This window comes from Arthrobacter sp. R1-13, from assembly GCF_054161475.1.
Genome location: NZ_CP096420.1, coordinates 803,980 through 820,511 on the forward strand (window position 1 = coordinate 803,980; position 16,532 = coordinate 820,511).

Consider the following 16,532-nt stretch of genomic DNA (forward strand, 5'->3'; position numbering starts at 1 on the left):
CATGAGGACAACAACACTCAACCCGCCACTCAGCGAACTCCTCACGGCCTGGCTTCCGTCCCAGCGGTGGTTCCCAGTTAAAGGCGCAGACTTTTCGCTTGCCCCCGTGGGCGGACTCACCTTGGAAGGAAGGGAAGGCAGCGGCCATGAAGTGTTCATGGTTGCTGTCACCTACTCAACTGCCGACGGCGCCAGCCGCACGGATGTGGTTCAGGTGCCCCTCAGCTACCGTGACCAACCCTTGCCGGGAGCCGAATCAGCCCTCGTAGGCGAAAGTGTCCACTCCGACCTGGGACACCGCTGGATCTACGATGCCGTGCACGACCGCGACTTCGTTTCTTCCTGGCTGGACCTCATGCGGACCGAGAGCACAGCCCCGGGCGGAACTGCCGAGGGCCACCTTGTGCCTTCGGGCTTTCGCCTGCCAACGGCCGAGGGCAAGGTCCGGGTCCTCTCCGGTGAGCAGTCCAACAGTTCTGTCATCGTGGACGACGGCGAATCGGCAGCAATCCTTAAGTTCTTCCGTGTTCTCACTGCAGGACGCAACCCCGAAGTGGAGGTGGGGGCAGCCTTGACTGCTGCCCGCACCGTCGAAGTGCCTGCCACCCTTGGCTGGGTCACCGGACAATGGGAAGCCCCGGTCACAGGACCGGATGGGGTGGCCGCCTCTCACATTGGGCAGGGAGAGGCGGTGCACGGGGAACTCGCCGTGGCCCACGAGTTTCTTGCCGGGGGGCTTGATGCCTGGCGCCTCGCAGTGGATGCCGCTACCAGCGGTAGGGATTTCTCCAGGGAAGCCCATGATCTTGGCGTGGCTACAGCCACCGTGCACCGAAGGCTCGCCGAGACCCTTGGTCTCACGGCTGAGTCCTCCCCGGGCCAGGACATCGCACCTGGGGTAGCCCAGCGCGTGCGGCAGTCCTGGGCGGAGGCCGGCACCGCCGTCGGGCCGTACGACGACGAACTGGCAGTCCTGCTCAAACGTCTGGACGGTTGTGAGGCAGGCCCGCTGCAGCGGATCCACGGGGACCTCCACTTGGGGCAGATTCTGCAGGTTCCCGGAACCGGAGAAGATCACGCCCGATGGGCGATTTTGGATTTTGAGGGTGAACCGCTGCGTCCCATTTCCGAGCGAAACCAGCCAGACGTCCCTCTCAGGGACGTCGTGGGCATGCTGCGGTCCTTCGACTACGCCGCCGGTGCAGCCGTCCGGGAAAAAGCAGGAACCGAAGTGCCCGTTTCCTGGGTGGATGACTGCGCCGAGGCGTTCCTCGCTGGCTATGCGGAGGTCACACCGGGAACGATTGACCGCGAATCCCCCTTGTTCGTGGCATTGTGGCTGGATAAGGCACTTTACGAAGTCGTTTATGAATTGCGGAACAGGCCAGGTTGGCTGGCCATTCCAGTGAACGCATCCCAGCGTCTCCTCAGCAGTACAGGCTCCGGCACATCCGCCGGAGCGGCAGCGGAAGGTAACAAGAACATGACAGGCTCAGCACGCACCGAACGGCCCGGGGCGCCTCTACACGTGAATCCCGATGTCCTGGCGAAAGTCGCTGCGGGGGAGTACCACGCTCCCCACTCCGTCCTGGGTGCACACCTGGACGACCACGGCCACGTCACCATCAGGACGGTGAAGCACCTGGCGGAGGCTGTTTCCGTTGTCACCGCTACCGGAACTTTCCCCATGTCCCATGAAGCACACGGCATATGGGTCGCTGTCCTGGACCCCCTTGATCCCGGCCATGTTCCGGACTATCGCCTCGAGGTCACCTACGAGGACCGGTTGCCGCAGGCCACTGACGATCCTTACCGCTACCTCCCAACTGTCGGAGAAGTGGACCTGCACCTCATCGGCGAAGGCCGCCACGAAAAGCTCTGGGAAGTACTGGGAGCGCATGTCCAGAATTACGCCTCTTCATTGGGAGAGATCCGCGGCGTCTCCTTCGCCGTCTGGGCACCCAACGCAGAGGCTGTACGCGTGAAGGGCGATTTCAACGCGTGGGACGGGCGGGAGTACTCGATGCGCTCACTCGGTTCCTCAGGTATATGGGAACTCTTCATCCCCGGCGTTGTAGCAGGGGCGTGCTACAAATTCGAAATTAAGACCAAGGCCGGTCATTGGGTCGAGAAGGCTGATCCCCTGGCCTTCGGCACCGAGGTTCCGCCGCTGACGGCGTCACGCGTTGTTGACTCCAGCTACAACTTCCAGGACGCCGAATGGATGGCTGCCAGGGCGGAGCGCGATCCGCATAACTCCGCCATGAGCGTCTACGAAGTCCACCTGGGCTCCTGGCGTGTGGGACTGGACTACCGCCAGTTGGCCAAGGAACTCGTGGAATACGTGAAATGGCTTGGCTTCACGCACGTCGAGTTTATGCCTGTTGCCGAGCACCCGTTCGGCGGATCCTGGGGCTACCAGGTCACATCGTACTTCGCCCCCACGTCACGTTTCGGGCACCCCGATGAATTCCGCCACCTCGTCGATGCCCTCCACCAGGCAGGCATCGGTGTCCTGCTCGACTGGGTCCCCGCACACTTCCCCAAGGATTCATGGGCGCTGGCGCAGTTCGACGGTCAGCCACTCTACGAGCACGCAGACCCCAACCTGGGCGAGCACCCCGACTGGGGAACACTCATTTTCGACTTCGGCCGGACTGAAGTGCGCAACTTCCTGGTATCCAATGCCCTCTACTGGCTGGATGAGTTCCATATTGATGGGCTAAGGGTGGATGCGGTCGCGTCAATGCTCTACCTGGATTACTCGCGGGAAGACGGCCAGTGGCAGCCCAACAGGTTCGGCGGCCGGGAAAACCTTGAAGCCATCTCCTTCCTCCAGGAAGCCAACGCCACCGTCTACAAGACCCACCCCGGTGCTGTCATGATCGCGGAGGAATCCACGGCCTTCCCCGGCGTTACCGCGCCCACTAGCCACAACGGACTGGGCTTCGGGATCAAATGGAACATGGGGTGGATGCACGATTCGCTCAAGTACATCTCCGAAAACCCCGTAAACCGTAAATGGCACCACGGCACTGTCACGTTCTCCCTTGTCTATGCCTTCACCGAGAACTTCCTTCTGCCCATCAGCCATGATGAAGTGGTGCACGGCAAGGGGTCGATGCTGCGCAAGATGCCCGGTGACCGCTGGCAGCAACTGGCCAACCTCCGTGCCTTCCTCGGTTTCCAGTGGGCGCATCCCGGAAAGCAGCTCATTTTTATGGGCACCGAATTCGGCCAGGAAGCCGAATGGTCCGAACAGCACGGCCTTGACTGGTGGCTTGCTGACATCCCTGCCCACCGTGGAGTTCAGCTCCTGACTAAGGACCTCAACGAGTTGTACAGCTCGACGCCGGCTCTGTACGAACGGGACAACGAACCCGGCGGCTTCCAATGGATCAACGGCGGTGACGCTGATCGGAACGTCCTCACCTTCATCCGCTGGGATACCAAGGGAAGTCCCGTGGTGGTGGCTGTGAACTTCTCCGGCGGCCCGCATCAGGACTTTGTGCTCGGGGTTCCGTCAGCAGGCGTCTGGGAGGAAGTTCTCAATACGGACGCGGTTGCCTATGGCGGTTCCGGGGTGGAGAACAAGGGCACCCTGAAAGCAACCGGGCCCGGCGTCGACGGGCAGCCGGCCAGCTTGAAAGTGACGCTGCCTCCGCTCGGGGCTGCTTACTTCAAGCCGGCTACCGACACCCTGCCAGGTTTGCCGCCGGCCATCGTGATGTAAAGAACGGCCTGCGGGAGCTGGAACAGTTGCCGAGACAACCAGTGGGAGCCCGGAATCGAGAGGATTCCGGGCTCCTTTTGGTCGGATGGCCCTCCTGGCTGAGAGGTTTTGTCTCCGGGGCAAAGTGGTGGTAACGTTAATACCCGCGCTGCTCCCCGGAGTTGGTCGGTGAAGATGACCCAGATGCCTCAGGCAAGAATGAGTCAGGATCCCCGATTTGACTAGGGTGAAGCTAGCGGGTAGCTTTGAAAAGTTGCTCCGGAGCGATCCACGGCTGGGTTTTGGTTGTGGTGGTGCCGGGTGTGTCTGTTGTTTGAGAACTCAATAGTGTGCCAAGTTTGTTGATACCAATTGTTTTATTGATTGGTTGAATTGGCCAGGTTGTCCACCCCGTGGATGGTCTGGTTTTTTTGGCTGGTTTCAAATTTTGTGCGGCCGGGTTTCCGCGTTTTCCCGTGGTTCCTGGTTGTGTTTCGTTTTTGTTTTACTTCAACGGAGAGTTTGATCCTGGCTCAGGATGAACGCTGGCGGCGTGCTTAACACATGCAAGTCGAACGATGAAGGGAGCTTGCTCCTGGATTAGTGGCGAACGGGTGAGTAACACGTGAGTAACCTGCCCTTAACTCTGGGATAAGCCTGGGAAACTGGGTCTAATACCGGATATGACTCCTCATCGCATGGTGGGGGGTGGAAAGCTTTTTGTGGTTTTGGATGGACTCGCGGCCTATCAGCTTGTTGGTGAGGTAATGGCTCACCAAGGCGACGACGGGTAGCCGGCCTGAGAGGGTGACCGGCCACACTGGGACTGAGACACGGCCCAGACTCCTACGGGAGGCAGCAGTGGGGAATATTGCACAATGGGCGAAAGCCTGATGCAGCGACGCCGCGTGAGGGATGACGGCCTTCGGGTTGTAAACCTCTTTCAGTAGGGAAGAAGCGAAAGTGACGGTACCTGCAGAAGAAGCGCCGGCTAACTACGTGCCAGCAGCCGCGGTAATACGTAGGGCGCAAGCGTTATCCGGAATTATTGGGCGTAAAGAGCTCGTAGGCGGTTTGTCGCGTCTGCTGTGAAAGACCGGGGCTCAACTCCGGTTCTGCAGTGGGTACGGGCAGACTAGAGTGATGTAGGGGAGACTGGAATTCCTGGTGTAGCGGTGAAATGCGCAGATATCAGGAGGAACACCGATGGCGAAGGCAGGTCTCTGGGCATTAACTGACGCTGAGGAGCGAAAGCATGGGGAGCGAACAGGATTAGATACCCTGGTAGTCCATGCCGTAAACGTTGGGCACTAGGTGTGGGGGACATTCCACGTTTTCCGCGCCGTAGCTAACGCATTAAGTGCCCCGCCTGGGGAGTACGGCCGCAAGGCTAAAACTCAAAGGAATTGACGGGGGCCCGCACAAGCGGCGGAGCATGCGGATTAATTCGATGCAACGCGAAGAACCTTACCAAGGCTTGACATGGACCGGACCGGGCTGGAAACAGTCCTTCCCCTTTGGGGCCGGTTCACAGGTGGTGCATGGTTGTCGTCAGCTCGTGTCGTGAGATGTTGGGTTAAGTCCCGCAACGAGCGCAACCCTCGTTCTATGTTGCCAGCACGTGATGGTGGGGACTCATAGGAGACTGCCGGGGTCAACTCGGAGGAAGGTGGGGACGACGTCAAATCATCATGCCCCTTATGTCTTGGGCTTCACGCATGCTACAATGGCCGGTACAAAGGGTTGCGATACTGTGAGGTGGAGCTAATCCCAAAAAGCCGGTCTCAGTTCGGATTGGGGTCTGCAACTCGACCCCATGAAGTCGGAGTCGCTAGTAATCGCAGATCAGCAACGCTGCGGTGAATACGTTCCCGGGCCTTGTACACACCGCCCGTCAAGTCACGAAAGTTGGTAACACCCGAAGCCGGTGGCCTAACCCCTTGTGGGAGGGAGCTGTCGAAGGTGGGACTGGCGATTGGGACTAAGTCGTAACAAGGTAGCCGTACCGGAAGGTGCGGCTGGATCACCTCCTTTCTAAGGAGCACCTACAGTCACCTTGCCTCATGTATGTGAGTGTGGAGGGGTTGTCAGGAGTAAAGGCCCATTGCGCAGGCGATTGTTCTGCGGTGGGTGCTCAAGGGTGGAATATCAACGAATAGGTGCCTGGTGGCACGGGCCGGTTATTAGTACGGATCCTGGTTGCTCTTCTCCTTTGTTGGGGTGGGGTGCGGGGTTCAGGAAGGTTTCCGGTGCGGGTTGTTGGGTGGTGTTTGGCACACTGTTGGGTCCTGAGGCAACAGGGCCGGGGGAAGGGGTGACTCTTTGTCCGGGTTTGTTTGTTTCTGGTTTCCTGGTCGGACCGATCATGCACGTTTTTTGCTCCCTTTGGTGGGGGTGTGTGTGGGGTGTGTGGCATGGGGTTGTTGTTTGAGAACTACATAGTGGACGCGAGCATCTTTTATAAGAAGCAATTTCCAAGAATATGAACCTGGATCTGTGCTGCGGATGTGGTTGTGCTGTTCCCTTCGGGGTTTGGTGTGGCTGTGTTTGTGGTGTGGTTTCCATAGGTTCTCTCGAAATGTTTTTTTGATCTTTTGTGGTCAAGTTTTTAAGAGCACACGGTGGATGCCTTGGCATTAGGAGCCGAAGAAGGACGTAGGAATCTGCGATAAGCCTGGGGGAGTCGATAACCGGACTGTGATCCCAGGGTGTCCGAATGGGGAAACCCCGCCAGACGCGCGAGTGATCTGGTGACCCGCATCTGAACACATAGGGTGCGTGGAGGGAACGCGGGGAAGTGAAACATCTCAGTACCCGCAGGAAGAGAAAACAACAGTGATTCCGTTAGTAGTGGCGAGCGAACGCGGATCAGGCTAAACCGTTCCATGTGTGATAGCCGGCGGGCGTTGCATGGTCGGGGTTGTGGGACTTTCCGTTCTGTCTCTGCCGGGACAGTGAGGTGAGAGTACGGGCATAGGTGAACGGTCTTGAAAGGCCGGCCAGAGAGGGTGTGAGCCCCGTAACCGAAATGTTGTGTACCGCCTGGAGAGTATCCCAAGTAGCACGGGGCCCGAGAAATCCCGTGCGAATCTGTCAGGACCACCTGATAAGCCTAAATACTCCCTAATGACCGATAGCGGACCAGTACCGTGAGGGAAAGGTGAAAAGTACCCCGGGAGGGGAGTGAAACAGTACCTGAAACCGTGTGCTTACAATCCGTCGGAGCAGCCGCAGCTTGCTGTGTAGTTGTGACGGCGTGCCTTTTGAAGAATGAGCCTGCGAGTTAGTGTTACGTCGCGAGGTTAACCCGTGTGGGGAAGCCGTAGCGAAAGCGAGTCTGAACAGGGCGTTGCAGTGGCGTGATCTAGACCCGAAGCGAAGTGATCTACCCATGGCCAGGTTGAAGCGACGGTAAGACGTCGTGGAGGACCGAACCCACTTCAGTTGAAAATGGAGGGGATGAGCTGTGGGTAGGGGTGAAAGGCCAATCAAACTTCGTGATAGCTGGTTCTCCCCGAAATGCATTTAGGTGCAGCGTTGCGTGTTTCTTGCCGGAGGTAGAGCTACTGGATGGCCGATGGGCCCTACAAGGTTACTGACGTCAGCCAAACTCCGAATGCCGGTAAGTGAGAGCGCAGCAGTGAGACTGTGGGGGATAAGCTTCATAGTCGAGAGGGAAACAGCCCAGACCACCAACTAAGGCCCCTAAGCGTGTGCTAAGTGGGAAAGGATGTGGAGTTGCGAAGACAACCAGGAGGTTGGCTTAGAAGCAGCCATCCTTAAAAGAGTGCGTAATAGCTCACTGGTCAAGTGATTCCGCGCCGACAATGTAGCGGGGCTCAAGTACACCGCCGAAGTTGTGGCATTCAGATTTTTGCTAAGCCCTTGTGGTTCAGGCGTCTGGATGGGTAGGGGAGCGTCGTGTGGGCAGTGAAGTCGCGGTGTAAACCAGCGGTGGAGCCTACACGAGTGAGAATGCAGGCATGAGTAGCGAAAGACGGGTGAGAAACCCGTCCGCCGAATGATCAAGGGTTCCAGGGTCAAGCTAATCTGCCCTGGGTAAGTCGGGACCTAAGGCGAGGCCGACAGGCGTAGTCGATGGACAACGGGTTGATATTCCCGTACCGGCGAAAAACCGTCCATGCTGAACAGGGGATACTAACCGCCCGAGACCTGACCGATCACCCTTGTGGTGTGAGGTTTTTGGTGGAGCGCGGGACCTGATCCTGGGAGGTAAGCGTATTAACAGGTGTGACGCAGGAAGGTAGCCGAGCCGGGCGATGGTTGTCCCGGTCTAAGGATGTAGGGCGAACGGTAGGCAAATCCGCCGTTCATGATGCCTGAGATCTGATGGGACTCCCGTAAGGGGGGATTCGGTGATCCTATGCTGCCTAGAAAAGCATCGGCGCGAGGTTTTAGCCGCCCGTACCCCAAACCGACACAGGTGATCAGGTAGAGAATACTAAGGCGATCGAGAGAATTATGGTTAAGGAACTCGGCAAAATGCCCCCGTAACTTCGGGAGAAGGGGGGCCCCCATCGTGATGGACACTTGCTGTCCGGAGCGTGCAGGGGCCGCAGAGACCAGGGGGAAGCGACTGTTTACTAAAAACACAGGTCCGTGCGAAGTCGCAAGACGATGTATACGGACTGACTCCTGCCCGGTGCTGGAAGGTTAAGAGGACCGGTTAGCCGCAAGGCGAAGCTGAGAATTCAAGCCCCAGTAAACGGCGGTGGTAACTATAACCATCCTAAGGTAGCGAAATTCCTTGTCGGGTAAGTTCCGACCTGCACGAATGGAGTAACGACTTCCCCGCTGTCTCAACCATAAACTCGGCGAAATTGCAGTACGAGTAAAGATGCTCGTTACGCGCAGCAGGACGGAAAGACCCCGAGACCTTTACTATAGTTTGGTATTGGTGTTCGGAGTGGCTTGTGTAGGATAGGTGGGAGACGTTGAAGCCCGGACGCCAGTTCGGGTGGAGTCATCGTTGAAATACCACTCTGGTCACTTTGGACATCTAACTTCGGCCCGTAATCCGGGTCAGGGACAGTGCCTGATGGGTAGTTTAACTGGGGCGGTTGCCTCCTAAAAAGTAACGGAGGCGCCCAAAGGTTCCCTCAGCCTGGTTGGCAATCAGGTGTCGAGTGTAAGTGCACAAGGGAGCTTGACTGTGAGAGAGACATCTCGAGCAGGGACGAAAGTCGGGACTAGTGATCCGGCGGTACATTGTGGAATGGCCGTCGCTCAACGGATAAAAGGTACCTCGGGGATAACAGGCTGATCTTGCCCAAGAGTCCATATCGACGGCATGGTTTGGCACCTCGATGTCGGCTCGTCGCATCCTGGGGCTGGAGTAGGTCCCAAGGGTTGGGCTGTTCGCCCATTAAAGCGGTACGCGAGCTGGGTTTAGAACGTCGTGAGACAGTTCGGTCCCTATCCGCTGCGCGCGCAGGAAATTTGAGAAGGGCTGTCCTTAGTACGAGAGGACCGGGACGGACGAACCTCTGGTGTGTCAGTTGTACTGCCAAGTGCACCGCTGATTAGCTACGTTCGGATGGGATAACCGCTGAAAGCATCTAAGCGGGAAGCTCGCTTCGAGATGAGATTTCCATACACCTTGTGTGTGAGAGGCCCCCAGCCAGACCACTGGGTTGATAGGCCGGATGTGGAAGCGAGGACTAACGACTCGTGAAGCTGACCGGTACTAATAGGCCGATAACTTACACCACACACCACCCCCGCAAACGAACTTCAAAAGCGTTTGCACCCAGGGGGCGGTAAAAAGAAAACAAGACTGCTTGCGTCCACTATGTGGTTCCCAACCAACAAACCCGCACCACCGGTTTGCTGACAAGGGAACACAACTGAATAACAACACCACACCTGCCCCCCAAAAGGGCAGAGAGAACATGTTGTAACCACCAGATTTCCCACCCCCCACAGGGGTACGGGACACAGGGTTACGGCGGTCATAGCGTGGGGGAAACGCCCGGTCCCATTCCGAACCCGGAAGCTAAGACCCACAGCGCCGATGGTACTGCACCCGGGAGGGTGTGGGAGAGTAGGTCACCGCCGGACATTATTTATGATTCAGGCCCCGACAAGGAATGTCGGGGCCTGAGTCTTTTAAGGGCCTGAGTCTTTTAGGGGCCGGTACAGTTGGTGACCATGAACAACCTCTTTAGCCACGCGCCCCTGGATGATGATCTACCGCCGGCGTCTGAAGCGCTCGAACCCGTGGTGAACACCGTGGTGGTACCAGGCCCGGTTTCCCAGGCGTTCATTGGGTTCACGGAGCACACCCACCTGTGGTGGCCTATGGAAACCATCAGCGTCTTTGGCGTTGGATCCTATGTGGAGTTCGAAGAGAACCTCATACTCGAAACGGCCGCTGATGGCCGCACCTCCGTCTGGGGGTCGATTGACGATTGGCAGCCACCACTCTCCTTCCATGCCAGCTGGCACCCCGACAGCACTGCCGTCTGGTCCACAGAGCTCCGGGTCGCTTTCAAGGCTGTCAATGGCGGAACAGAGGTCAGGCTTGTGCACAGTGGCTGGGAAGGTTCTGACGATCCACTGCAGGCCCGTAGCAAGTGGATGGGGGCCTGGCCCCAAGTCTTGGGCCGGTTCGTCCGATTCATGGGCGGAGCAGCGGACTAGGACGAGCCCTTACAAACAAATTAGTGGCGGGTGCGCGGAGAATCCTCCGGGGGAACCGCGGTGCTGGACCTGATCAGGAACTTTGCAGGATACTCGGCCTCGGCGGCGACGTGGCCGGCATCGCCCTCGAGCCCCGAGAGCAGCATGTTAACAGCAAGGGAACCCTGGTCCCGTGCGCCCTGGTCAATGGTGGTCAGGCCAAACACCTCCCCGAGCTCGTGGCCGTCGAAGCCGATGACGGAAAGGTCATAAGGGATACGGAGGCCGAAATCGCGGGCAGCAAGAATTGCCCCGATAGCCATTTCATCGGACGCGGCAAAAATAGCTGTGGGGCGTTCCGCCATGCTTCCTAGGAGTGCCCGCGCGCTGGCGTAGCCACCTTGGATGGTGAAATCGGCCGGGATATGCCACTCAGGGCGAACAGCGAGGCCGGAATCCCGCATAGCCTTCTCATATCCCCTTTGCCTGGTGCCGGGCAGTTCAAAATCCTGCTCATAAGCGGATCCACCCGTCAGATGCGCGATCCTGGTATGGCCCAAGCGGATCAGGTGATTGGTGGCGTCCGCCGCGAGGTCAAAATCATTAATCCTGATACTGGCGGCCCCGGGCAGTGTTCCGCCGATGCCAACGAGCGGTCTGTGGACGGCGAGCAGCTTGCGGATCTCGGCTTCGCTTAGCTTGAGAGCTACCGCAATGACGCCGTCCACACGCTTGCGCAGGAGGAAGTCGTTCAGGACACTGTGGCGATGCTTGGGCCCTTCACTGACGTTGTACAGCGTGAGGTCGTAACCGGCGTCGATCAGGGTCGCTGAAATGCCTTCCATCACCGAGGAGAAATACCAGCGGTGAACGGACGGAACCACCACGCCTATATTGTGGTTCCGTCCGGAGGCGAGGCTGGAGGCATGATAGGAAGGCACGAAACCCAGCTCGGCGGCGGCAGCCCGGGCGCGTTCCCGGCTGCGGGAGGAGACAGGTCCCTTCCCGCTCAGGGCGCGGGAAACGGTGGCGATGGAGAGGCCGGCCCGTTCCGCTACGTCCTTAATGCCGGCCATACTCTAGTTCTCCGCGTCCTCGACTGTGATCTTCATCCAAACAGTTTCATTTGAGCCTAGCCGATGTCCGAGGTCGGCAAGGGACTGGTCACTTACAGGTGCAGCAGACCCGCTACGCAGAAGCACCCTTCCCCCCGGCAAGTCCAGGGGCTCGTGGTTGAGATTCATCACGACCAGCGTGCTGCCATTGAGGTAGGCGAGGGATGAGGCAGTGCAGTAATTCTCCAACCAGGACAGGGAACCGGCGCCGAGCCCCAGTTCCCGTCGAGTGGAAAGCATGCGGCGGTACAGGTTCAGGTGCGACGATGGGGATGCAGCCTGAGCATCGCGGGCCAGTTGCTTGAAGCTTTCGGGCTGGGGGAGCCAAGGCTCCTGCCCATTGCCAAAGCCGTTGTGCGGCTCCTCTGCACTCCAAGGCAGGGGTACGCGACAGCCGTCCCTGCCCAGTCTTGCTCCGCCGGTCCGGGCAAAGGTGGGATCCTGCCGCTGGGCATCGGGGATGTCGATGCCGTCGGGGAGTCCGAGTTCCTCACCCTGATAAAGGTAGGCGCCACCCGGAAGGCCCAGCATGAACATGGATGCTGCGGCTGCACGACGGCGGCCCAGGGCTTCGTCGGGCTGGTGATCCCAGACCCCTATGCCGTCTCCGTCCCGGGGTCCAGGGCCGTTGTAACCGAAGCGGCTGGCGTGGCGGACGACGTCATGATTGGAGAGGACCCAGGTGCTGGGGGCACCCACGGCGTCGAGGGTGAGCAGCGATTCTGTGATGACGCCGCGAAGGCGGTGGACATCAAGCCCCGCGTGAAGATAGGGGAAGTTGAAGGCCTGATGCATCTCGTCGGCACGGACCCAGTCAGCCAGACGCGGCAGCGGATCAACATTGGCCTCGGCGCAAAGGATCCTGTCCGGACCGTAGCTTTCCAGGATCTGGCGCCACCTGCGATAAATGGCGTGCAACGCAGGCTGCCCGAACATTGGGGCTTCATGGCCAGGGAATCCATCCGAGCTGCCGCCGTCCGCCCTGCCTCCCCAATCCGGAAGTCCGGGTGCTTTGACGAGCGCGTGCGCAACATCAACGCGGAAGCCCGAGACGCCGCGGTCAAGCCAGAAACGCAGGACCCGTTCGAATTCTTCATGGACCGCCTGGTTATCCCAGTTGAAGTCCGGTTGGGAAGAGTCGAAGAGGTGGAGGTACCACTGTCCGGGAGTGCCGTCCGGCTCCTTGACTCGGGTCCAGGCAGGTCCGCCGAAGTGGGACCCCCAGTTGTTCGGCGGCTCTTCGCCCGAAGCGCCATTCCCGTCCCGGAAGATAAACATGTCCCGTTCGGGGCTGCCGGGAGCGGATGCAAGCGCGGCCTGAAAGGCTACATGCTGGTCAGAACAGTGATTCGGGACAAGATCCACAATGACGCGCAGATGCAGTCGGTTGGCTTCTGCAATCATTACATCGAAGTCGGTGAGCGTCCCGAAGAGGGGATCCACGTCGCAGTAGTCGCTGACGTCATATCCGGCATCCCGCTGGGGGGACCTGTAGAAGGGTGACAACCACACGGCGTCGACGTCGAGATCGGCGAGCTGCGGGAGCTCGGCGGTGATTCCCGCGATGTCTCCGATTCCGTCGCCATTCAGGTCCCGGAACGATCGCGGATACACCTGATAGATGACGGCGGAACGCCACCACCCCGGAGCCTCGTCTTTCCCATGAATCAGGGTCAGGGGTCCTGCGAGAGGAGCGGGCGTCTGAAGTAGAGAGTCGACTGACATGCATCGATGGTAGACCTCCTCACGAAAAAACTGAAAACGCTTCCAGTAATCGACGTCACACAAATGAATGGATTTTCGACGCGAAGCAAACTGATTATTTCCCCTGAAACACGGCAAAATAGCGACTGAAGATCGTCAAGGTTCAACTTCAGGAATAAACAGATAAACATTCCTGTCGACCTGTTTTATTGCCAAATAGTGGAAGCGTTTGCAGGCGATTTGGAGCTTGGTCAGTGACGTGACGGGGTCTTCCGCTTTGGTGCCCGGGCGCGGTTTAGACTGGAGTCCGGGTTGTGACAGGAAGCGAGGCAGTGTGTCCACGATTATTGAAGGGTTGCGGAGCATGCTGGATCCCCGGAAGGTAGCCTCGGACGACTCGTCCCTCGCTGCTGTTGCGGTGGATCAGGCACCGGTGCTGGATTACCACCTTCCGGTGGCCGTTGTATGGGCGGAATCCGTTGATGACGTCCAAACAGTGGTCCGCCTCTGTGCCAGCCACGGCGTGCCGATCGTCGCCCGCGGGGCAGGGACCGGTGTCTCCGGCGGTGCCCACGCCAGCGAAGGCTGCGTTGTCCTGAGCCTTGAACGAATGGACCGCATCCTGGCTCTAAACCCGGAGGATGAGACAGCCGTGGTGGAGCCGGGCGTTATCAACTCCCGGCTGAACGATGCCGCCGCGGAACACGGCCTGATGTATGCACCGGACCCCGCAAGTTACAGGGTTTCCACAATCGGAGGCAACGTTGCGACCAACGCCGGCGGCCTCAGGTGCGCAAAATACGGTGTGACAAGGGACTCCGTCCTTGCCCTGGACGTCGTTCTGGCAGACGGATCGCTCCTGCACACCGGCCACCAGACGTTCAAAGGCGTTGCGGGCTATGACCTCACCGGGCTGTTTGTTGGCTCGGAGGGCACGTTGGGCATAGTTGTTGGCGTGACTGTCCGGCTCAGGTACCTTCCCCCTGAAGTTCAAACCATCGCTTCATTTCATCCCGACTTCAGAAGCGCAGCAGCCGGAGTCCTTGCGGTGGGTAAGGCGAGGGTCCAGCCGGCCATCATGGAATTGCTCGACGGCGCCACCCTGCGCCAGCTGGATGCCATCCATGGTTCGGACCTGAGCGCCAGGGGAGGATCCCTGCTCCTGATCCAGACCGACGGATTCGGCGCTGCCGTGGAAGCCGAAATCATCCGGGATGTTCTGACAGCCGGAGGGGCCTTGGTCAGCACAGCCTTCAGCGAGGAAGCCGAGAGGCTGGTGGCCCTGAGGCGCCACAGCCGCGGCGCTGAGGTGGACGACGAATACAGGGTTGGCGAAGACGTGGCTGTTCCGCGCTCGAGACTGGTGGACTATGTAGCCGCCCTGGAGCTGATGGCCGCAGAGTTCAACGTGATGCTCAAGGTCGTGGCCCACGCAGGGGACGGCAATCTTCATCCGACGTTCTGGGTGGAACGGACGGATGCCTCCGTAGGCGAGGATGACATGAAGCGGCTGAACGAGGCCTTGGACAAATCCATCTCCGTGGCCTTGGCCATGGGGGGAACCATCACCGGAGAGCACGGGATCGGCCAGTACAAACTGCGCTGGCTCGGGCTCGAGCAGCCCGAACCGCTGCGCAAGCTCCAGCACAGCATCAAAGAGCTCTTTGACCCCTTGGGAATCCTCAACCCCGGCAAGGCCATCTAAGCCATTCCACTTAACCCGCTAGTGCTAAAACTTCCGTGGATCGAAAGGCCGTTGCGATCTTAGTCAGTCGTCAACGTCGGGATATTCGTCGATGGATTCGTCGGCACCGTACCGTGATTCTTCAGTTTCCACTTCCAGGATTTTCAGAAGCTCGGTATCGGGATTCAGCATGATGGCTGCCTCGTCGCGGCGATGGCGCAGGATGGAGTCAATATAGGACTGAACGGCTTCGGCCAGCGGTATGTGGCGCTCCTGTTTTTCGGACATGTACCAGCGGTGCTCCAGGACCTCGTGAACCGCCTCGGCCGGCTCCAGCTTCCCTGAGAGATCCCGGGGAATGGAGCGGACGATCGGTTCGAAGATCTGGCTGACCCAAAGGTGGGCGCTGTATTCCTCGTCCATCCCGGGATTGTTGTCCGCGCGGAAGGTGTCCATGTCGTTGAGGAGGCGGCGGGCCTGGTTTTCCTGGGCATCCAGGCCCGTGAGGCGCAGCAGGCGGCGCTGATGGTGGCCGGCATCCACTACCTTGGGCTGCAGCTGGATGGTTGAGCCGTTCTGGGTGGTCTTGATGGCATATTCCTCCACATCAAAACCAAGTTCATTCAGGCGCCTGATGCGTGCGCCCACCCGCCACCGCTCGCCGAGTTCAAAGGATTCCTTCTCAGTGAGTTCTGCCCAGAGCCGGCGGTAGCTGTCCATAATGAGCTCGCTGGTGGCGACCGGGTCCACCTTGTCTTCGATGAGGCCACCGTCGAGGAGGTCCATCAGTTCTCCGGCGATATTCACCCTGGCAATTTCGAGATCGTACTCGCGCTGCCCGGTGGAGAGGTCAGGATAGAGTTCCCCGGTTTCAGCATCCACGAGGTAAGCAGCAAAAGCGCCTGCGTCACGGCGGAACAGGGTGTTCGACAACGAAACGTCGCCCCAATAAAAGCCGATGAGGTGAAGCCGCACCATCAGAAGTGCCTGGGCATCAATGAGGCGGGTGAGGGTGTCTTTTCGGAGCATCTGCGAAAACAGGGCCCGGTATGGCATCGAGAATTTCAGGTGCCGCGTGACAAGCACCGGGTTCAGCGGCCTGCCGTCAGGGGTGGTGCGGCCCGTGATGACCGCAACGGGTTCGACGCAAGGGACATCGAGCCGGGCGAGCTTGCGGAGCATGTGATATTCGTGGCGGGCGACGTGTTCGGAGGTCTCCTTGATGGCGATGACCGAATGACCGAGGTGTGCGAAGCGTACAATGTGCCGCGAGATGCCCCGGGGGAGGGCCGCGAGATTCTCCGCCGGCCATTCCTCCAACGCAATGTGCCACGGAAGGTCCAAGAGCTCGGGGTCGGCGGCTGCAGCGGTAATGCTCAGGGAACTCGATACGCCTGCGTGTTTTTCATCATTCGCGCTGGCCGCCTGGAACCGAGGCAGCTTCCCGATCTGGCCGTAGTCGGTCGGTTCGTCGTGCCATTGGGCATTGTTTTCCTCGGTCATGAAGCAATTCTTCCGTAGAGAGGGCCAGCGAGCCTAAATCCTGGTCAGGAACAGGCGTTAACGCCCGACGGCGGCCTTCCGGTGAGGAGGGCCGCCGTCGTTCATTTTGTTTTTCCTGGGCCCACGCCGGCAGGGTTCCCTGGCCGAAGCGGAGCGAGGTTAGGGAACCGGT

General features: G+C 59.3%; 6 protein-coding genes and 3 rRNA genes. 6 read left to right on the top strand and 3 right to left on the bottom strand.

Translation table 11 applies throughout. From position 1 onward, the window contains the following. The first annotated feature begins 1 nt into the window (after position 1). The 5 genes from M1D88_RS03950 (at position 2) to M1D88_RS03970 (ending at position 10,375) form a co-directional block, all read left to right on the top strand. Positions 2-3,733 (top strand): 1,4-alpha-glucan branching enzyme, encoded by a 3,732-nt coding sequence (locus tag M1D88_RS03950; RefSeq protein WP_458113292.1) that lies wholly within the window; start codon positions 2-4, stop codon positions 3,731-3,733. 489 nt (positions 3,734-4,222) lie between these two features. Next, positions 4,223-5,746: ribosomal RNA gene (locus M1D88_RS03955) — 16S ribosomal RNA — on the top strand. Positions 5,747-6,310: 564 nt separating this feature from the next. After that, positions 6,311-9,444, top strand: a 23S ribosomal RNA gene (locus tag M1D88_RS03960). 232 nt (positions 9,445-9,676) lie between these two features. Then, positions 9,677-9,793 (top strand): 5S ribosomal RNA (gene rrf / locus M1D88_RS03965). Together the 16S, 23S and 5S rRNA genes form the textbook arrangement of a ribosomal RNA operon. 90 nt (positions 9,794-9,883) lie before the next feature. Next, positions 9,884-10,375, top strand: coding sequence for an SRPBCC domain-containing protein (locus M1D88_RS03970; protein ID WP_458113293.1), 492 nt, complete (start codon positions 9,884-9,886; stop codon positions 10,373-10,375). 20 nt (positions 10,376-10,395) lie between these two features. Here M1D88_RS03970 and M1D88_RS03975 read toward each other — a convergent pair whose 3' ends face one another. Together M1D88_RS03975 and M1D88_RS03980 are read right to left on the bottom strand one after the other, a co-directional pair. Beyond that, on the bottom strand, positions 10,396-11,430 hold the full coding sequence (locus M1D88_RS03975; protein WP_458113294.1) for a LacI family DNA-binding transcriptional regulator: 1,035 nt from the start codon (positions 11,428-11,430) through the stop codon (positions 10,396-10,398). Positions 11,431-11,433: 3 nt separating this feature from the next. After that, complete coding sequence (locus tag M1D88_RS03980) at positions 11,434-13,194, bottom strand: glycoside hydrolase family 13 protein (protein WP_458113295.1); 1,761 nt, start codon at positions 13,192-13,194, stop codon at positions 11,434-11,436. 343 nt (positions 13,195-13,537) lie between these two features. Between M1D88_RS03980 and M1D88_RS03985 the strand changes: the two genes are divergently transcribed. Beyond that, entirely contained in the window at positions 13,538-14,878 is a 1,341-nt protein-coding gene (locus M1D88_RS03985; RefSeq protein ID WP_458114419.1) for an FAD-binding oxidoreductase, read from the top strand. Positions 14,879-14,941: 63 nt separating this feature from the next. Here the strand turns inward: M1D88_RS03985 and M1D88_RS03990 are convergent, their stop codons facing one another. Beyond that, positions 14,942-16,360: a DUF4032 domain-containing protein gene (locus M1D88_RS03990; RefSeq protein ID WP_458113296.1), complete on the bottom strand. Its 1,419-nt coding sequence runs from the start codon at positions 16,358-16,360 to the stop codon at positions 14,942-14,944. Positions 16,361-16,532: the final 172 nt, after the last annotated feature.